The organism is Vreelandella sp. EE27 (genome assembly GCF_968206495.1).
In genome coordinates this window covers 1531718-1549505 of record NZ_OZ309109.1, presented here as the reverse complement: position 1 = coordinate 1549505, position 17788 = coordinate 1531718, and the positions used below count along the sequence as shown (strand labels likewise).

Below are 17788 nucleotides of genomic sequence, written 5' to 3'. Positions count from 1 at the left end.
CACGCGGCTTTGCGCCGACTCATTCAGTAGATGAATGAAGCGTGTCATTTTTTCGATTGTGCCTGGCCACGGGCAATCTCTATGTTATTAAGATGGCTTACGGGCTGACCGTGTCTACTTTGTTGGCGCCTAGTGGAATAGGCGCCAACAAAGTTGAACAATAACTAATGTCTAACGGGAACAATTCATGAAGCTTAAAAAAACGATCCTCGCGTCCGTTATCGGCGCGGCTTTGGCGGGTACTGCCCTACTTCCTCTCACCGCAAGCGCTGAAACGCTGCGTATCGGCTACGCCGCGGACCCGGAAACCCTGGATATCCACGAACAGCTCTCCGGCGGCATGCTGCGCTTTTCTCACCTCGTTTTCGACCCGCTGGTACGCTGGACCAAGGATTTCGAGTTCGAGCCGCGCCTGGCAACCGAATGGGAACAGGTCGACGAAACCCACCTGCGCATGACGCTACGTGAAGGCGTGACCTTCCACTCCGGTAACGAATTCACCGCCCAGGACGTGGTGTGGACCATCGAGCGTTTGCAGCAGAGCCCGGACTACCGCGCGATCTTCGAGCCGATCGCAAGCGTCGAGGCCGTGGACGACTATACCGTCGAGATCACCACCACCGAGCCTTACCCGTTGATGCTCAACCTCGCCACCTACATCTTCCCGATGGATAGCCAGTTTTATACCGGTGATACCGACGGTGGCGACGATAAAGCCGAGATCGTGAAAGCAGGCAACTCCTTTGCCTCACGCAACGTCTCCGGTACCGGTCCCTTCGAGGTCACTAGCCGCCGCCAGGGCGTACGGGTCGACTTCGCGCGTTTCGATGACTACTGGGACACCGAAAGCGAGGGTAACGTCAGTGAAATCGTGTTGACGCCGATTTCCGAAAACGCTTCTCGCGTCGCCGCGCTGCTTTCCGGCGGGGTCGACTTCATCGACGCCGTGCCGCCCAACGACCTGGACCGCGTACGTGACGCCCAGGGCGTTGACCTCATCGAGGTGCCCGGCACGCGTATCATCGGTTTCCAGCTCAACGAAGAGCGTGTCGAAGCCTTCCAGGACGTACGCGTTCGCCAAGCCGTCGACCTGGCCATCAACCAGGAAGGCATCGCTGATCGCTTGATGCGCGGCTTCGCCACCCCGGCCGGTCAGCTCTCCGCGGAAGGCTACGTCGGTTTCAACCCGGATCTGGTACCGCGCTACGATATCGAACGGGCCCAGGAGCTGATGAACGAGGCGGGCTTCGAAGACGGCTTCACCGTTGAAATGATCGCGCCTAACAACCGCTACGTGAACGATGCCCAGATCGCTCAGGCGGTCGCCAACATGCTGTCGCAAATCAATATCACCGTGAACCTGCGCACCATGCCGCTGGCCCAGTACTGGCCGGAGTACGACGAGCGCACCTCCGATATCGCGATGGTCGGCTGGCACTCCGATACCGAAGATACCGCCAACCTCTTCCAGTACCTCACTTTCTGCCCGGATGAAGAGACCGGTGCCGGTCAATACAACTACGGCAGTTACTGCAACGAAGAGATCGACGCGCTGGTCACCGAAGCGGATAGCGAAACCGATCTGGAAAAACGCGCCGAGATGCTCCAGGAAGCCGAAGCCATGCTTTACGAAGACGTCGGCTATATCACGCTTCACTGGCAGAACCTGGCCTACGCCGCCGCCGAAGGTATCGATATCGAGCCGGTCGTGAACGCGATCGACTTCCCGTACCTGGGCGACCTGGTGATCGACCGCTAATACTTGCGCGTTTCGTAGCCGCTAGTTCCCAGCACGACCCGCAGGCAAGGATGCTTCGCTCTCTCGACCGAGAGAGCGAAGCATTTTACGTGGCTGCCCGCTGCGGCTGCGAATCACCCTTTTGCTCCCCTGACCAACGATTACATAGGTGGCGTACGCCATGATTGCTTTTTTAATCAAGCGGCTGATGCACGCGGTATTGGTGATGTTTGTCATCAGTGTATTGGCCTTCGCCATCCAGGATAACCTGGGTGACCCGGTACAACAGCTGGTGGGCCAGTCCGTTCCAGAAAGCGAGCGCGAGGCGCTGCGCGAGCGGATGGGGCTCAACGACCCCTTCCTGGTGCAATACGCGCGGTTTGCCACCAACGCCGTGCAGGGCGATTTCGGCCAATCCTACTTCTATCGTGAACCCGCGCTCGAGGTCATTGCCCGCCACCTGCCCGCCACCCTCGAGCTGGTATTTGCGGCAACGCTCATCATCGTGGTGTTCTCGGTTCCCATTGGGGTATACAGCGCCATCAAGCCGCGCTCGCCGGTCTCGCGCTTTTTTATGGGCGCCTCGATCATCGGTATCTCGGTCCCGGTATTTTTGACCGCGATCGTGTTGATCCAGATATTTTCGATCGGCGTGACCGTGACCCTCTTTCCCCAGGGCACTGGCTGGGGGGCATGGCTCAACGGCCTGCTTTCCACCTCGGGCAACATGCCCTCCTTCGGGCGTGGCTACGATCTGGTCCATGTCGCCGGCCACTGGGACACCAACTTACTCACCTGGAGCGGTATCCAGCATCTGGTGCTGCCCGCGATCTCGCTGGCCTCCATTATGCTGCCCCTGTTCGTCCGCCTGATTCGCGCGGAAATGATGGAAGTATTGCAGTCGGAGTATGTGAAGTACGCCCGCGCCAAGGGTATTTCCATGCGGCGCATCTACTTCGTTCATGCGCTGAAAAATACCATGCTGCCGGTCATCACCGTGGGCGGCGTGCAGATCGGCACCATGGTGGCCTACACCATCCTGACCGAAACCGTTTTCCAATGGCCCGGTATGGGACTGATGTTCCTGGAAGCAATCAACCGGGCCGACATCCCGCTGATCGTCAGCTACCTGATGATCGTCGGCGTCATATTCGTGGTGACGAACACGATCGTGGATTTGATCTACGGCTTCGTTAACCCCACCGTAAAACTGACAGGTAAGCCCGCATGACCACCACGACCGCCCCAAGCCGCTGGGAGCGCCTGCGCGACTCCTATCTGTGGTACAGCTTCAAGCGTGACCGCACCGCTCAACTGTGCCTGTTCATTTTTATCTGTTTGGTGGTCGCGGCCTTTTCGGCGCCGCTTTTGGCCCCGACCGACCCCTACGATCTACGCCAGATCAACATCCTCGACTCCGAGCTTCCGCCCTTCTGGATCGACGGTGCCGACGATCGCTATAGCCTGGGCACCGACGCCCAGGGGCGCGATCTTTGGTCGATCATCCTCTACGGCACCCGCGTCTCGCTTTTGATCGGCTTTGGCGCCGTGCTGCTACAGGCGCTGATCGGCGTCACCTTCGGCCTGATGGCCGGCTACCTGGGCGGGCGCGTCGATGCGATTCTGATGCGCCTGGCCGATATCCAGCTTTCGTTTTCCACCCTGATGGTCGCGATCGTGGTGGGTGCGGTGGTCAAGGCCACCATGGGCAGCGCTTTTTACAGCCAGTACGCGGTGCTCATGCTGATTCTGATCATTGGACTTGCCGAGTGGCCTCAGTACGCGCGTACCGTGCGCGCCTCGGTGCTGGCCGAGCGAAGCAAAGAGTACGTCGACGCCGCCCGGGTCATGGGCCTTCGCAGCAAACGCATCATGTTTCGCCACGTGCTGCCCAATACGCTGTCGCCGATTTTCGTCATCTCCACCGTACAGATCGCCAACGCGATCATCTCCGAGGCCGCGCTTTCGTTTCTGGGCCTTGGGATGCCGGAAACCCACCCATCGCTTGGCTCGCTGATCAAGGCCGGGTTCGACTATATTCAGTCGGGCTCCTGGTGGATTACGCTGATCCCCGGTGCGGTACTGGTCGTGCTGGTGCTCTCTATCAATTTGCTGGGTGATTGGCTTCGCGATGTCATGAACCCCCGGCTCTACAAGGGGTGACACACCATGGCACTACTTGAAGTTTCACAGCTCGACGTTCGTTTTGCGCTGCGCCAGGGCGAAGTGCACGCCCTGCGCGACATCAACTTTACCCTGGACCGGGGCGAACGCTTAGGGATCGTCGGCGAGTCCGGCGCCGGCAAGTCGGTGGCCGCGTTTTCGCTTTTGAATCTTATCTCCAAACCCGGCTTCATCGCCGGCGGCAGCGTCGCGTTCGAGGGCCAAACGCTCAACAAGATGTCCGAGCGCGGCTTGCGCAAGGTACGCGGCAACCGTATCTCGATGATCTTCCAGGACCCGATGATGACGCTCAACCCGGTGCTTTCCATCGGCGAGCAGATGGTCGAGTGTTTGAAAGCGCACCGGCGTATTTCCAGCAAGGCCGCCCGCGCCATTGCGCTGGACAAGCTCCAGCAAGTGCAGATTCCCTCGCCGGAGAAGCGCCTTGACCAGTACCCGCACGAGCTTTCTGGCGGTATGCGCCAGCGCATCATCATCGCCATCGCCCTGCTGCTCGACCCGGACATCATCATTGCCGACGAGCCCACCACCGCCCTCGATGTCACCATCCAGGCGGAAATCATGGCGCTATTGCTGGATCTTTGCGAGCAGCACAACGTCGGTTTGATCCTGATCACCCACGATCTGGGGGTGGTCAGCCAGGTCACCCAGCGGATGCTGGTCATGTACGCCGGCCGGGTCATCGAGCAGGGCCCAACCCGGGAGATCATCAACGACCCGCAGCACCCGTACACCCAGGGCCTGATCAACGCCCTGCCGCAGATGGCCACGCCCGGCGAGAAGCTCAACCAGATTCCCGGCAGCATGCCGTCGCTTTCCAATCTGCCCAGCGGCTGCGCGTTTCATCCGCGCTGCGACTTCCGGGTCCGCCAAAATGGCGAACCCCGGACGGCGTGTACCGAACAGGTGCCAGGCTTTGTCGATACCGGCAACTGCCGCGTCGCCTGCCACATGGTGGCCGAAATGCTCGAAGACCGCCGCGCGAAGGAGGAAACCCCATGAGTGCCGAGGCCAACGTGATCCCGGCTCGTGAGCTCGAGACGTCCAGCACCCCTGGCGTCAACGAGCCAAGCCCCGAATCGCTTTTACAAATTCGCGACCTGAAAAAACGCTTCTCGCTGTCCGGCGATTTTCTCGATCAACTGCGCTTTAAAAAGGGCCGACTGGTCCGCCATCAGGAGTACGTTCACGCCATCAACGGCGTGAACCTGGATATCAAGCGCGGCGAAGCCCTTTGCGTGGTCGGCGAGTCCGGCTGCGGCAAATCCACCGTGGCGCGCACCGTCATGGGGCTTTTGAGCCCTTCCGAGGGGGAAATCCATTTCGACGGTCAGCGTATCGACGACTTGAGTTCCCGCCAGCTGCTGCCGTATCGCAAGCGCATGCAGATGATCTTTCAAAACCCCTACGCATCGCTCAACCCGCGAATGACCATCCAGCAAACCCTGGAAGAGCCGCTGCGCTTTCACCATCCAGAGTGGGGCCGTGACGCGGTGGCCGACAAGGTACAGGCGGTGATGCAGTCGGTGGGCATCGACCCGGACTGGGGCAAGCGCTTTGGCCACGAATTCTCCGGCGGTCAGCGCCAGCGTATCGCCATTGCCCGCGCTTTGGCGGTGGACCCGGAGTTCATCGTCGCCGACGAGCCGATCTCGGCGCTGGACGTCTCCATTCAAGCCCAGGTGCTGAATCTTTTGATGGACGCCCAGCACGAGCGTAACCTGACGTATCTGTTCATCACCCACGATCTGGCCGTGGTCGAGCACTTCGGTACCCGGGTCGCGGTCATGTACCTGGGAACGGTGTGCGAAATAGCCACCACCGGTACGCTTTTCGACAAGCCGCGTCATCCCTATACTCAGGCGCTGTTATCGGCGATCCCGCGCTTGCAGGATGACCGGCCCCAGCACATTCGCCTTTCCGGCGAGGTGCCGACCCCGGTGAACTTACCCAGCGGCTGCGTGTTCCACGGCCGCTGCCCCTATGCCAACGCGCGTTGTAAGCAGGAGATTCCCGTACTACGAACCCAGGACGACGGCACGCGGGTGGCCTGTCACGGCGTTGAAGAAGGCCGATTATAATGTCGAGCCACCGGATTAGCGCCGCTCCTTCATCATCACGGAGTAAGGCATGGAAATTCGCTGGCTAGAAGATTTTATCGCCCTGGCCAGGACCCGGCACTTCTCCCGCGCGGCGGACGAGCAGCACGTGACCCAGCCCACCTTTTCACGACGAATCAAGCTACTCGAAGAGGAAATGGGCGCAACGCTGATCAACCGCCAAACCCTGCCGCTGTCACTCACACCGGCCGGGGAGGAGTTTTTGACCCTCTGCGAGCAAATCACCGACCGAGTGCGCCTGACCCGCGACCGGGTTCAGGAAATCAGCGCCGGTCAGCAGCGGCGGATCATGGTGGCCACCCCCCAAAGCCTGCTGCCCCAGTTTCTGCCCCGATGGCTTTCCGACATTGGCTGGCAGGACCGCATTCAGCCCTACCTAAGGGCGACGGGTTGGGTGGCCGGCGACTACTTTCAGGCGCTGGCCCGGGCCGAGTGCGATCTGGCGATCTGCTACTGGCCCACCGGGCGCTGCGATCTGGATATCGACACCAGCGGTTGCATCTACCGGGTAATCGGCAAGGAGCGGCTGATTCCGGTAACCGCGCTGAACCCGGCGGGCGAGCCCGCCGCCCAACTGCCTGGTACCTCCGCACAGCCCGTGCGCTGGCTGGCCTACCCCAAACGCGGGCTTTTGGGCGCGGCGGTGAAAGCGCACCTGGCTCGGCTCTCTCAGAGCAGCTATTTGACCGCCCAGAGCGAAAACTTGTTTGCCGCGAATATCAAGGAGCTGGTGCTGCTGGGTTACGGCATGGCCTGGCTACCCGAGCGCAACGTCGCCACCGAGCTTGAAAGCGGCACACTGATGCGCGCCGGCAGCACCCAGTGGGATGTAACGATGGAGCTTCGCCTGTATCGTCATCAGAAAAAGCACCACGCCGAGCTCGAAAGGCTCTGGAGCGAGCTGCCCTCGCTACGCGTTTAAAAGGATCGTTATGTCTGACACACTCTTGTTACTTCAAAAAGCACACTTGGCGCATCTCGAGCGCACTTACGCCGACCTGTTACAACGCACTGCCTTCGATAGCGTCGCGATTTACAGCGGCCACACCGATAATTTCTTCGCCGACGATCACGCCCCCGCCTTCCAGGCTTACGGTCACTTCATGCACTGGGTAGGGCTAAACGATGCCCAGCACAGCTGGGTGGTGATCGAGCCGGGCAAAAAGCCCAAACTGCTTCTTTTTGCTCCGAGCGACTTCTGGCACCTGACCACCGCGCTTCCCGAAGAGCCCTGGGTCGAGGCGTTCGACATCACGCTTTGCCGCGAGCGCCCCACTCCCACGCTTTCCAAAAATGCCGCGGTGATCGGTGACATCGAGCGCCTGGACGAGGGCCAACGCCAGGCGCTTGAAGGCCAGGTGATGCCCGAGGCGCTAGTCCACGCGCTGGACGAAAACCGCCTTTATAAAACCGACTACGAACTTGCCTGCCTACGCGAGGCCAACCGGCTGGCCCTGGCCGGCCACCAGGCCGCCAAGGCTGCATTCATCGGCGCCAGCAGCGAGCTCGACATTCAGTTGGCGTATCTCGGCGCAAGCCGTCAGCGCGAATCCGCGGTGCCCTATCAAAACATCATCGGCCTCAACGACCACGCCGGTGTGCTCCACTACCAGCACTACGATTTAACGCCGCCCCAACTGCGCCATAGCCTGCTGGTGGATGCCGGGCATCGCTTTCGGGGTTACTGTGCGGATATCACCCGCACCCACGTCGGCCCGGATGCCCCGGAAACCTTCGGCGCGCTGGTGGTCGCCATGCACGGGTTGAAAAACGAACTGGTCAAAAGCATCGGGCCGGGAGTCGAATACCTGGCGCTGCACGAAAAGATGCACAAACGCCTGGCGGATATTCTGGTGAGCTTCGATCTTTACAAGGACACCGCCGAAAGCGCCGTGCGCCTGGGGGTGACGCGCGCGTTCTGTCCCCACGGGTTGGGGCATTCGCTGGGCCTGCAGGTGCACGATGTCGGCGGGCTCAAAGCCGCCGACGGCACCCCGATGCCCGCCCCGAAGGAGCACCCGGCGCTACGCCTGACGCGCACGCTCAAACCCGGCATGGTCGTAACCATCGAGCCCGGGCTCTACTTCATCCCCATGCTGCTGGACCCGCTCAAGGCGCAGGACGTTGCCATCAACTGGCCGCTGGTAGCGTCACTGCTGCCCTGCGGCGGGATTCGTATCGAGGATAACGTCGCGGTCACCGAATCGGGCTTCGAGAACCTGACGCTTTAAAGCGTTGCGCCTTTAAGCGGCGCTTTTAAACACCGGCCCGCTGCTCCGGCGGCCGCAAAAAGGCGCCGGCGTTCAGATACGAAACAGACGGCGGCTATTGTCGCGAATGGTATCCGCAATGTCTGAAGGCGACTCGTCGCGGATCTCACAAAGGCTCTGCCAGATGTGGCGAATACGCTCGGGGCGGTTGGGCTCGCCCTGGAACCCTTGCACGGGCATATCCGGCGAGTCCGTTTCCAGCAAAAGCGAAGAGAGCGGCAGGCGAGACAGGGTGCGGCGGGTTTTGGTGGCGCGCTCGTAGGTCATGGTACCGCCCACCCCAATGAAGTACCCCGTCTCGATAAAGGCTCGCGCCTGCTGCTCGCTGCCGGCAAAGCCGTGCACCACGCCGGCTCTGGGAAGCTCGAGGCGCCTTAAATGCATCGCGAGTTTGTCGTGGGTGCGCCGGGAGTGAAGTATCACGGGCAAATCGAACTGGCGGGCCAGGCGCAGTTGGGCCGTCAGCACCGCCTCCTGTTTTTCGAACTGGGGGTCATCGATAAAAAGATCCAGGCCGATTTCTCCGATCGCCACCAGCTTGTCGGGCTTTTGTTGAAGCCACGCCTCGAGCTGATCGAGATCGCCCTCTTGCACCTCCTTTACCGCCATGGGGTGAATGCCGAGCGCGGCATACACCGGCTCGAAACGCTCGGCCAGCGCCATGACGCCGTCGAAGCGCTGCGCCGAGACACCTACCGCAATGATCTTTTCCACCCCGGCGTCTCGTGCCAACGCCAGGCTCCGGGTTTCGTTGCCGACAAACGGGGGAAAATCGAAGTGACAGTGGGTATCAACGAAGGGGGTATCAACTGAGTGGGTATTAACAGACTGTGCGGGCATGTCGGCACTCCTTTAACCGTGACCGGCGTCGTGGCAAACCGGGCATACACAAAAACGCCCGGCGTTTGCCGAGCGTCATGGTGCTTATCTAGCGTTGTCCACCCGAAGGCTTAGAAGCGGTAGGTAACGCCGCCACCAACGGTAACGGGGTTCATATCGACTTCGCCAACGGTCTCGCCGCCGACACGGATGTCGGAGTCCACATCGGAGTAGCTTACGTAACCGTTGAGCATGACGTTGTCGGTGACGGCCAGATCGACACCGGCCTGGCCGATGGCGCCGTAGCTGTGCTTGACGCTAACGTCGCTGGGCTCGCCAGAGAAACGCGTGTAGTTAAGACCCGCGCCAACATAGGGCTGTACGGGAGAGTCAAAACCACCCAGCGGGTAGTAGTTGACCAGCAGGTTGACCGGTAGACGATCGATCGAGCCGATATTACCCGCCGAGCCAGTGTTCAAGGTGTGCTCGAATTTTTCGGAGCTGTTGAGCTCGAGGCCGACGTTAGGCGTGAACAGGTAGCCTGCACCGAAGGTGAAGCCGTTTTCACTTTGCACGTTCAGAGAGTCACCGGCCACGTTACCGTTACTGGAACCGGTATCCGTTTGCGCGAAACCACCGCGAACGAAGATGTCGCCCGCCTCGTTCTGGCTTGCGAAAGCCGCTTGGCTCGCCATCAAGACGCTGGCGGAAATCACGGCGGCAGAAATCGTTTTAACGCTGTTCATAGGAGTCATCCTTTATCTTTTGCCAGGGATTGGCGCCGGTTCGACCGGCTTACTTATACAATATATACCAATCGAACACTGTTTCCAAACAAAGCGTAGAACATATTTATAATATTTTTACATGACGACTGCTTTTTTAAGCACAAAAAAAAGGCCCCCCGAAGGGGGCCCAGGTGGAGCACGCCAGCTCACTCAGTGTGCCGCCCGGCTCGGGCGGCGTAGCAGTAAAGGGAGAGTCGTTTACGCGGTGACTCTGTTCAGCTGCTTCTTGGCTAATATATTGCGAGGTACGTGCCAATATTCATAAAATATATAAAAATCATGAATTTAAAAAAACAAACCTGATAAAACTTTCAGCCAGCCGCCTTAGCGCGTCCAGCATTGCACCAACAGCGCGCAAAAAAAGCGCTTTTCGCTTCATTAAGCAGCACTAAAGTCGTAGCCAAGCGCTACTTTCTGCTTAATTTACAAAGCATTGCTGCTTTCCGGGCGGCTAACCCGTGGTAGCCGCTTCGTGGCTGACGTAAACTGCCCTCAACGCATTTGAACGAACTTTCTTAAAGGAGCCTCCATGGCGTTCGATTCAACCTCTTCTTACATCGCAACCGACGCGCTCAAGCAGGCGGTCAACGCCGCGGTCATGCTACAACGCCCGCTTCTGATCAAGGGTGAACCGGGCACGGGCAAGACACTACTGGCCGAGGAGCTGGCCCGCTCGCTCTCCACCGAGCTGATCACCTGGCATATCAAGTCCAGCACCAAGGCCGCCCAAGGGCTTTACGAATATGACGCGGTCAGCCGCCTGCGCGACTCTCAGCTGGGCATCGAGGGCGTGGAGAACGTGGCCAACTACATTCGCCCGGGCAAGCTTTGGGAGGCGTTTAGCGCCGACGAGCGCGTGGTGCTTTTGATCGACGAGATCGACAAGGCGGATATCGAATTCCCCAACGACCTGCTCCAGGAGCTGGATCGTATGGAGTTCCACGTTTACGAGACCGGCGAGACCATTCGCGCCGAGCACCGCCCCATCATCATCATCACCTCGAACAATGAAAAGGAGCTGCCGGACGCCTTTCTACGCCGCTGCTTTTTCCACTATATCGATTTCCCCGACCGCGCCACGCTCCAGGCTATCGTCGATGTGCACTTCCCCGATATCGCCCCCAGGCTCGTGTCCGAGGCGCTCAACGTCTTTTTCGAGCTGCGCGATGCGCCGGGGCTCAAGAAAAAACCCTCGACCTCGGAGTTGGTCGACTGGCTGAAACTTTTAATGAGCGACGAGCTCTCGCAGGAAGCGCTTTATAACCGCGACCCGGCCAAGGCGCTGCCGCCAATGGCCGGGGCGCTGGTTAAAAACGAGCAGGACACCCATCTTCTTGAGCGGCTGGCCTTCATGCTCCGCCGCCAAAAAGGCACGGGGCGCTAAGCCATGTTCATCGGCCTGTTCGAAACGTTAAAGCGCGCCGGTGTGCCGGTGTCGCTTCGCGAGCTTCTGGATCTACACGCGGTGGCCGAGCGCGGCGTAGTGTTCGCCGATATCGATGCCTTTTACCACGCCGCGCGCACGGTCATGGTCAAGGACGAGCGCTACTTCGACCGCTTCGATCGCGCCTTCGCCGCCTGGTTCGAGGGTCTTGAGAATGTGGACGCCGGCGTCGAGGCGCTGATACCCGACGAGTGGCTGCGCCGCGAGTTCGAGCGTCAGCTAAGCGATGAAGAGAAAGCCAAAATAGAATCGCTGGGCGGACTCGAGGCGCTGATCGAGACCTTCAAAAAGCGTCTCGAGGAGCAAAAAGAGCGCCACGCCGGCGGCAACAAGTGGATCGGTACCGGCGGTACCAGCCCATTTGGCGCCAACGGCTACAACCCCGAGGGTATCCGCATCGGTCAGGACGGCTCGCGCCACCGTCGCGCCACCAAGGTGTGGGACGAGCGCCGCTTTCGCGACTACGACGACAGCCTGGCGCTTGGCACCCGTAACATCAAAATGGCGCTCCGGCGGCTGCGCAAGTTCGCCCGGCAGGGGGCGCGCTCGGAGTTCGATATTACCGGGACTATTCGCGAAACCGCCCGGGATGCGGGGCTGCTCAACGTGCAGATGCGACCAGAGCGACACAATAGCGTTAAAGTGCTGCTGTTTTTGGACGTGGGTGGTTCGATGGATGATCACATCCGCGTTTGCGAAGAGCTCTTTTCGGCGGCGCGTTCGGAGTTCAAGCAGCTGGAGTACTACTACTTCCACAACTGCGTGTACGAAGGCGTGTGGAAGAACAACGCCCGCCGGGCGAGCGAGCGCCTGCCCACCGAAGAGCTTTTGCGCACCTATGGGGCGGACTACCAGGTGGTCGTGGTGGGCGATGCGGCCATGTCGCCTTATGAGATCACCCACCCCGGCGGCAGCGTCGAGCACTTCAACGAAGAGCCAGGCGGGGTGTGGCTCGAGCGTTTGACCGCGCATTTCCCCAAGCTCGTTTGGCTAAACCCTGCGCCGCCGCGCGCCTGGCAGTACACCTACTCCACCCAGCTGGTTCAAGAAATCACCGAGGGGCGCATGTACCCGATGACCGTCGAAGGGCTGGAGCAGGCCATGCGCGAACTGGCACGCTAACCTGGGTCGCCATCAATGGGTAGACGGCGTCAAAGCGTTTTGGGCACGTTCTCGAGCCCTTCCAGAAAGGCCTGCTTGGCACGTTCAAAGGCCTTGGGGTCGTGCTTGAAGCGGCGCAGAATGAGCGCGTGATCCAGCGTCAAGGTCGGCGGTACCGCCTCGAGACTTTCGGCCGGATGGCGGGCATTAAGGCCAATTTGCTCGCCGTTTTCCCCCTCGAACCAGCGTTTGATGCCACACCCCTGATAGAAAGGCACCTGGCCCGGGTCATCGGCGACTACCTTGAGCGGCACGTTCAAGCTCAACTCGCTGATCAGTCGCGCCTTCGCGTCTTCGACCTGCTCCCAGGCAAGGCTTAGCGTCATGCCCTCGCCTTTCTCATCCAATACCAAAAGCGCCAGCGCCAATAGCTCGCCATCAGCGCCGACACCGCCCACCAGCCGCGCCGCTTCCTGCTCGAACAGCACGTTCTGGGTGCCGGTAAATACCACCAGCGGCGTCAGCCCCGCACTTTGCCCATACACCTTGGCGCACAACGTTGCCAGGCACGCGCTGCGCACGTTAGGGTCTTTAATCTGAACGACCTTCATTAAGCTCTCTCGTTGCACCTGTTTTAAAGGGCCCGCGGGCATCAAAGCCCGCAAGCCTAGAGCATTAAGGCGTAGGGTGCCAGCGGGTTAAGCGGATTGAACCCTAATGTGCCAGGCTGGTCCCATGACGTGATACATGAAACGTCAAAGATTCATCCAGGCCGCCAAGGAGAGCCCATGCCACAGTTCATTAACGACCCGACCCTGCCAAAGCCCGATTTTCCCGGTAGCCACATGGTCGTCGACGACCACTACGTGTTCATTTCCGGTTTGACCATCGCCGACATCGCCGAGGAAGAGCCGGTACTGGGGGATGTGAGCAAGGAGACCCACCGCGTCATGCGCGAGCTAGAGCGGATGCTGCGCCAGGAAGAGCTCGACTGGGGCGACGTGGTCCGCGTCGATATCCACCTCACGGATTTGGGCGAGATTCAGAAAATGAACAGCGTTTACGCCGAATTTTTCGAAGCCGGCCGCTACCCGGCGCGCACCTGCACCGAGGCCAGCCGCCTTTGCGGCGGCAGCAACGTCGAAATCACCCTGATGGCGAGCCGCCAGCGCCCCGCAAGCGACGCTGCGCCGACCCAGCCCGACGCGGACACCGGCACCGAGTAACACCTCTTGGTCAGAAACGCCCTCAGTCACTGCCCGTGGCTGGGGGCCTGACGCCGAGTAGCGCGGTGATGCGCTCGATATCCAAATGGGCTTCTAGAGTGTCCGCCAGGCGCTCCAGTTCGCGCTCGCGGTGGGCCCGGTAATCGACGACGACCGGTTCACTGAGCCCAAGGCGCTCGAGCAGCGCCCGGCAGGTGTCGCCACTATCGAACACGCCGTGCAGGTAGGTACCGAGCACCTGGCCATCGTCGCTTACCGCGCCGTCTCGGTGGGTTCCCAAATCGAACAGCGGCTGGTCGAGTGCCGCACCGCTGCTGACCCCGTTGTGGATCTCGTAACCCGTCACACGTACCCCTTCCGCCATCATGACACCTGCTACATTGCGAAGCTGCTTGCCCTTGACCATGCGTGTGGTGAGTTCGAGCAGGCCAAGTCCCTTTGCTCGCCCCGCTTCGCCCTCCAGCCCCTCCGGGTCCTCGACCCACTGGCCGAGCATTTGAAAACCGCCGCAGATACCCAGCACCCGTCCGCCGTAGCGCAAATGACGCGCAATCGCCTGCGCCCAGCCGTGGCGTTTAAGCCAAGCCAGATCACTTAACGTGCTTTTACTGCCAGGCAGAAGAATGACATCCGCCGGCGGGATCGGCTGACCTTCGCCAATAAACGCAAGCGAGACCTGGGGGTGCAGGCGCAGGGCGTCGAAATCGGTATGGTTACTGATACGTGGCAAGCGCGGCACCACGATATTGAGCGTTTGGGCGTGCTTCTCGGCGTTGACCTTCCCGATGCTGTCCTCGGCGTCCAGCAGCAGCCCGGGCACGAACGGCAGCGTCCCCAATACCGGCTTTGCCGTGCGCGCCTCGAGCCACGCAAGCCCGGGGTTCAAAAGCGCGATATCGCCGCGAAAACGGTTGACGATGAACCCCTGGGTGCGGGCGCGTTCGCTCTCGCTCAAAAGCTCGAGGGTGCCCACCAGCTGGGCGAAAACCCCGCCGCGGTCGATATCCCCCACCAGCAGCACCGGGCAATCGGCGGCTTCGGCAAACCCCATGTTGGCGATATCGCCTTGACGCAGGTTGATCTCGGCCGGGCTGCCCGCGCCTTCGGCGATGATGACATCGAAGCGGGCGCTCAAATCCTGCCAGGCGGCCATCACGCTCTGCATGGCCACCTGCTTGAAGGCGTGGTAATCCAGCGCCTGCATATGGCCGTGAACCTGGCCACGCAGAATCACCTGGGCGCCGCGCTCGCTCTCGGGCTTTAAAAGTACCGGGTTCATGTCGCTATGGGGCGCCACCCCCGCGGCCTGGGCCTGAAGCGCCGTGGAGCGGCCAATCTCGCCACCGTCGACCGTGACCGCGCTATTGAGCGCCATATTTTGGGGTTTGAACGGCGCCACGGAAAAGCCGCGGCGCTTCAGCACACGGCAAAGCCCGGCCACGACGGTGCTTTTACCCGCATCCGAAGTGGTCCCTTGAATCATCAACGTGGCCATCGCGGCGCCTCAAACAAAAAGGCGAACTCTAGCGCCGGACGCCAGGCGGCGCAACGCCCAAAACCGGCAAGGCCATCAAAGCCATCAAAGCGCAAGATCGAAGGACAAGGGCCGCTTTTTCCGCTAGGGTTGCCAGCCTTTCACGACAAACGACCGCCGCTTTATGCAATCGCTTTTAAACGACATTGCCGAACAACTTGCCCTCGAGACCGAGCGAGGCCAGGTCGCCGACTACATTCCCCAGCTTGCCGGCGTGGACCCGCATCAGTTCGGCATCAGCCTGGCCACCGTGGAGGGCGAAACATTCTCGGCAGGAAGCGCCTCGACCCCCTTCTCGATTCAAAGTATTTCCAAGCTTTTCACGCTGACCATGGCGCTTGGCAAGCTCGGCGACGGCCTGTGGGTCAACGTGGGCCGCGAGCCGTCGGGTGACCCGTTCAACTCCATCGTTCAGCTCGAACACGAAGGCGGCAAGCCGCGCAACCCGTTCATCAACGCCGGGGCGATTGCGGTGGTCGATGCCATCATGATGGGCCACGAACCCAAGGTGTCGCTGGCCGAGATCCTCAACTTCGTGCGCTATCTTGCCGACGACGCCAGCATCTTCTTCGATCACCAGGTCGCCGCCTCGGAGATGGCGCACAAGGATCGCAATGCGTCACTTGCCCACTTCATGAAAGCCTTTGGGCGGCTGCGCCATGACGTCGACAAGGTGCTGGGCACCTATTTCCACCAGTGCGCCATCGCCATGAGCTGCGAGCAGCTCGCCCGGGCAGGGCTTTTCCTCGCCTCCGACGGCGTCAACCGGCCACGCAATATTCGCGTGGTGTCGCCCCAGCGGGCACGGCGTATCAACTCGCTGATGATGATGTGCGGCCACTACGACGCCTCCGGCGAGTTCGCGTTCCGCGTGGGCTTGCCGGGTAAAAGCGGCGTGGGCGGCGGCATTCTCGCCATCGCCCCGGGCCGCGGCGCCCTGGCGGTGTGGTCGCCGGGCCTCGATGAGTTCGGCAACAGCCTGCTCGGCACCCGGGCGCTGGAGCTATTCGTTCAGCGTACCGAGTGGTCGGTCTTCGGGCACTGACCGGGCAAGGCGCTCAACCCCCTAGCGCGGCCTCGTACACCGCCAGATCATCCGCAGAGAAGCAGCAAAACGTGACCGACTCGACCGAAGAGCCCGCTTTCAGCGCTTCTTTCACCGTGGCGACGGCGACCCCGGCGGCCTGCTCGATGGGGAAGCGATAAACGCCGGTGCTGATGCTGGGAAAGGCGATGGAGCGCGCATCGACGGACTCGGCCAGTTCGAGCGCGCGCCGGTAACAGCCGGCGAGTTTGTCCGCTTCGCCACGCTCGCCGCCGTGCCACACCGGGCCTACCGCGTGGATCACATAGCGCGCCGGCAGGTTGAACCCCTCGGTCAGCTTGGCATCGCCGGTGGCGCAGCCGTTGAGCTTACGACACGCCTCGACCAGTTCGCGCCCGGCGGCGCGATGAATGGCGCCGTCCACGCCGCCGCCGCCCAGAAGCGACTGATTCGCGGCGTTGACGATCGCATCCACCTCGAGGGTCGTGATATCCGCCTGCAGTGCCTTGATCTCCATGGTGCGCTCCTTGTGTTGGTTCATGGGTCACTCTATCAGCGCCAGGCCCTGTTCGCGCGCTTCAAGATGCGACTGGCTGCTCTCCCAGGCCTGCACCATCTGTTTTCGCGCCACGCCCCAGCGGTAACCGCCCAGCGCCCCGCTTTGCTGAATGACCCGGTGGCAGGGTATCCAAAGCGCCACCGGGTTAGCCCCGACGGCGCTGCCCACCGCCCGCGAGGCACCGGGCTTGCCAAGCGCCAGGGCAAGCTGCCCGTAGCTTGCCAGCCGCCCCTCGGGGATCGCGAGCAGCGCCCGCCATACCGCAATTTGAAAGTTAGTGCCCGCCACGTGTAGCGCAAGCCCGGCCTCGCCTGGGCGGCGGCAATCAAAAAGCCCCTCTACGGCGTACCGGGTGGCCTCCGCGGATTCGACCAGCGCACTGCCGGGCCACTGGGCACGTAGCGTTGCCAATTGCTCGTTTGCGCTGACCGCGCCGGTAAAGCCCATGCGGCAGATTCCCCGCCGGGTAATGGCCACCAGCACCTCGCCAAACGGGCTTGGGTGCACGCCGTACTCGATGGTGAGCCCTTCGCCCTGGCGCTTGTATTCGCCAGGGGTGACGGCCTCGAGGGTGACGAAGTGATCATAAAGGCGCGAGCCGCCGCTCAAGCCGACCGCGTGGGCGGCGTCCAAAAGCGGTTCGGTGGCGGTCATGATGCGCTTGGCACGCTCGAGGGTCAGTGCCTGTAAAAAGCGCTTGGGCGATACCCCGGCATAACGAGTAAAAAGCCGCTGAAAGTGGCTGGGGCTTAAATGCACGTGCCCGGCCACCGTGGCCAGGTCTGGTTGGCGGATAACGTTATCCACCATGTAGGCCATCGCCTTTTCGATACGCGCGTAGTCGTCCATCGCCTCGTCCTCGGTTTTTTTCAAGCTTAAGCGTGCAAGCCCAGGGCGGCGACCCGAATCCTGCGCGCAGGGCATCAATTTTTTGCAATACGCGATAGCACTCGACGGGCA

17 protein-coding genes are annotated in these 17788 nt (G+C 61.1%); 11 read left to right on the top strand and 6 right to left on the bottom strand.

The features are described from left to right. Positions 1-187 precede the first annotated feature (187 nt). The 7 genes from ACWHVV_RS07525 (at position 188) to pepQ (ending at position 8273) form a co-directional block, all read left to right on the top strand. The gene (locus ACWHVV_RS07525) at positions 188-1759 is read left to right on the top strand and encodes an ABC transporter substrate-binding protein (RefSeq protein WP_447928780.1); all 1572 of its coding nucleotides are present in this window, start codon (positions 188-190) and stop codon (positions 1757-1759) included. A gap of 160 nt (positions 1760-1919) precedes the next feature. Continuing rightward, positions 1920-2969: an ABC transporter permease gene (locus ACWHVV_RS07520; protein ID WP_447528497.1), complete on the top strand. Its 1050-nt coding sequence runs from the start codon at positions 1920-1922 to the stop codon at positions 2967-2969. Next, positions 2966-3901 (top strand): ABC transporter permease, encoded by a 936-nt coding sequence (locus ACWHVV_RS07515; RefSeq protein WP_447928779.1) that lies wholly within the window; start codon positions 2966-2968, stop codon positions 3899-3901. The genes ACWHVV_RS07520 and ACWHVV_RS07515 overlap by 4 nt, the downstream gene beginning before the upstream one ends. Before the next feature lie 6 nt (positions 3902-3907). Beyond that, positions 3908-4924, top strand: coding sequence for an ABC transporter ATP-binding protein (locus ACWHVV_RS07510; protein WP_447928778.1), 1017 nt, complete (start codon positions 3908-3910; stop codon positions 4922-4924). Further along, entirely contained in the window at positions 4921-6003 is a 1083-nt protein-coding gene (locus ACWHVV_RS07505) for an ABC transporter ATP-binding protein (protein WP_447928777.1), read from the top strand. The genes ACWHVV_RS07510 and ACWHVV_RS07505 overlap by 4 nt, the downstream gene beginning before the upstream one ends. Positions 6004-6052: 49 nt before the next feature. Further along, positions 6053-6964: a LysR family transcriptional regulator gene (locus tag ACWHVV_RS07500; RefSeq protein ID WP_447928776.1), complete on the top strand. Its 912-nt coding sequence runs from the start codon at positions 6053-6055 to the stop codon at positions 6962-6964. A gap of 10 nt (positions 6965-6974) precedes the next feature. Next, positions 6975-8273 (top strand): Xaa-Pro dipeptidase, encoded by a 1299-nt coding sequence (gene pepQ, locus ACWHVV_RS07495; protein ID WP_447928775.1) that lies wholly within the window; start codon positions 6975-6977, stop codon positions 8271-8273. 72 nt (positions 8274-8345) lie between these two features. Here pepQ and ACWHVV_RS07490 read toward each other — a convergent pair whose 3' ends face one another. Beyond that, on the bottom strand, positions 8346-9152 hold the full coding sequence (locus tag ACWHVV_RS07490) for a TatD family hydrolase (protein WP_447928774.1): 807 nt from the start codon (positions 9150-9152) through the stop codon (positions 8346-8348). Positions 9153-9262: 110 nt separating this feature from the next. Next, positions 9263-9877: an OmpW/AlkL family protein gene (locus ACWHVV_RS07485; protein WP_447528490.1), complete on the bottom strand. Its 615-nt coding sequence runs from the start codon at positions 9875-9877 to the stop codon at positions 9263-9265. A 571-nt stretch (positions 9878-10448) separates the two neighbouring features. Here ACWHVV_RS07485 and ACWHVV_RS07480 point away from each other — a divergent pair. Both ACWHVV_RS07480 and ACWHVV_RS07475 read left to right on the top strand, forming a co-directional pair. Beyond that, complete coding sequence (locus ACWHVV_RS07480) at positions 10449-11303, top strand: AAA family ATPase (RefSeq protein WP_447928773.1); 855 nt, start codon at positions 10449-10451, stop codon at positions 11301-11303. Between the two features lie 3 nt (positions 11304-11306). Next, positions 11307-12485, top strand: coding sequence for a vWA domain-containing protein (locus ACWHVV_RS07475; RefSeq protein WP_447928772.1), 1179 nt, complete (start codon positions 11307-11309; stop codon positions 12483-12485). A gap of 29 nt (positions 12486-12514) precedes the next feature. Here ACWHVV_RS07475 and ACWHVV_RS07470 read toward each other — a convergent pair whose 3' ends face one another. Next, positions 12515-13075, bottom strand: a complete 561-nt coding sequence (locus tag ACWHVV_RS07470; protein ID WP_447928771.1) for a hypothetical protein — start codon at positions 13073-13075, stop codon at positions 12515-12517. 177 nt (positions 13076-13252) lie between these two features. Here ACWHVV_RS07470 and ACWHVV_RS07465 point away from each other — a divergent pair, with 177 nt between their 5' ends. Beyond that, positions 13253-13690, top strand: a complete 438-nt coding sequence (locus ACWHVV_RS07465; RefSeq protein ID WP_447895774.1) for a RidA family protein — start codon at positions 13253-13255, stop codon at positions 13688-13690. A 22-nt stretch (positions 13691-13712) separates the two neighbouring features. Here the strand turns inward: ACWHVV_RS07465 and ACWHVV_RS07460 are convergent, their stop codons facing one another. Further along, a complete protein-coding gene (locus ACWHVV_RS07460; protein ID WP_447928770.1) occupies positions 13713-15185 on the bottom strand; it encodes a cobyric acid synthase in 1473 nt (490 codons plus the stop codon). A 163-nt stretch (positions 15186-15348) separates the two neighbouring features. Between ACWHVV_RS07460 and ACWHVV_RS07455 the strand changes: the two genes are divergently transcribed. Further along, a complete protein-coding gene (locus ACWHVV_RS07455; protein WP_447928769.1) occupies positions 15349-16269 on the top strand; it encodes a glutaminase in 921 nt (306 codons plus the stop codon). Between the two features lie 13 nt (positions 16270-16282). On the opposite strand, the gene ACWHVV_RS07450 is transcribed toward ACWHVV_RS07455, so the two are convergent. Both ACWHVV_RS07450 and ACWHVV_RS07445 read right to left on the bottom strand, forming a co-directional pair. Then, positions 16283-16810, bottom strand: coding sequence for an O-acetyl-ADP-ribose deacetylase (locus ACWHVV_RS07450; RefSeq protein ID WP_447928768.1), 528 nt, complete (start codon positions 16808-16810; stop codon positions 16283-16285). Between the two features lie 3 nt (positions 16811-16813). Then, on the bottom strand, positions 16814-17677 hold the full coding sequence (locus tag ACWHVV_RS07445; RefSeq protein ID WP_447929126.1) for a methylated-DNA--[protein]-cysteine S-methyltransferase: 864 nt from the start codon (positions 17675-17677) through the stop codon (positions 16814-16816). Positions 17678-17788 lie beyond the last annotated feature (111 nt).

Coding starts and splice junctions, on each gene's coding strand:
- ACWHVV_RS07525 (WP_447928780.1), top strand. CDS start 188: ATGAAGCTTAAAAAAACGATCCTCGCGTCCGTTATCGGCGCGGCTTTG.
- ACWHVV_RS07520 (WP_447528497.1), top strand. CDS start 1,920: ATGATTGCTTTTTTAATCAAGCGGCTGATGCACGCGGTATTGGTGATG.
- ACWHVV_RS07515 (WP_447928779.1), top strand. CDS start 2,966: ATGACCACCACGACCGCCCCAAGCCGCTGGGAGCGCCTGCGCGACTCC.
- ACWHVV_RS07510 (WP_447928778.1), top strand. CDS start 3,908: ATGGCACTACTTGAAGTTTCACAGCTCGACGTTCGTTTTGCGCTGCGC.
- ACWHVV_RS07505 (WP_447928777.1), top strand. CDS start 4,921: ATGAGTGCCGAGGCCAACGTGATCCCGGCTCGTGAGCTCGAGACGTCC.
- ACWHVV_RS07500 (WP_447928776.1), top strand. CDS start 6,053: ATGGAAATTCGCTGGCTAGAAGATTTTATCGCCCTGGCCAGGACCCGG.
- pepQ (WP_447928775.1), top strand. CDS start 6,975: ATGTCTGACACACTCTTGTTACTTCAAAAAGCACACTTGGCGCATCTC.
- ACWHVV_RS07490 (WP_447928774.1), bottom strand. CDS start 9,152: ATGCCCGCACAGTCTGTTAATACCCACTCAGTTGATACCCCCTTCGTT.
- ACWHVV_RS07485 (WP_447528490.1), bottom strand. CDS start 9,877: ATGAACAGCGTTAAAACGATTTCTGCCGCCGTGATTTCCGCCAGCGTC.
- ACWHVV_RS07480 (WP_447928773.1), top strand. CDS start 10,449: ATGGCGTTCGATTCAACCTCTTCTTACATCGCAACCGACGCGCTCAAG.
- ACWHVV_RS07475 (WP_447928772.1), top strand. CDS start 11,307: ATGTTCATCGGCCTGTTCGAAACGTTAAAGCGCGCCGGTGTGCCGGTG.
- ACWHVV_RS07470 (WP_447928771.1), bottom strand. CDS start 13,075: ATGAAGGTCGTTCAGATTAAAGACCCTAACGTGCGCAGCGCGTGCCTG.
- ACWHVV_RS07465 (WP_447895774.1), top strand. CDS start 13,253: ATGCCACAGTTCATTAACGACCCGACCCTGCCAAAGCCCGATTTTCCC.
- ACWHVV_RS07460 (WP_447928770.1), bottom strand. CDS start 15,185: ATGGCCACGTTGATGATTCAAGGGACCACTTCGGATGCGGGTAAAAGC.
- ACWHVV_RS07455 (WP_447928769.1), top strand. CDS start 15,349: ATGCAATCGCTTTTAAACGACATTGCCGAACAACTTGCCCTCGAGACC.
- ACWHVV_RS07450 (WP_447928768.1), bottom strand. CDS start 16,810: ATGAACCAACACAAGGAGCGCACCATGGAGATCAAGGCACTGCAGGCG.
- ACWHVV_RS07445 (WP_447929126.1), bottom strand. CDS start 17,677: ATGGACGACTACGCGCGTATCGAAAAGGCGATGGCCTACATGGTGGAT.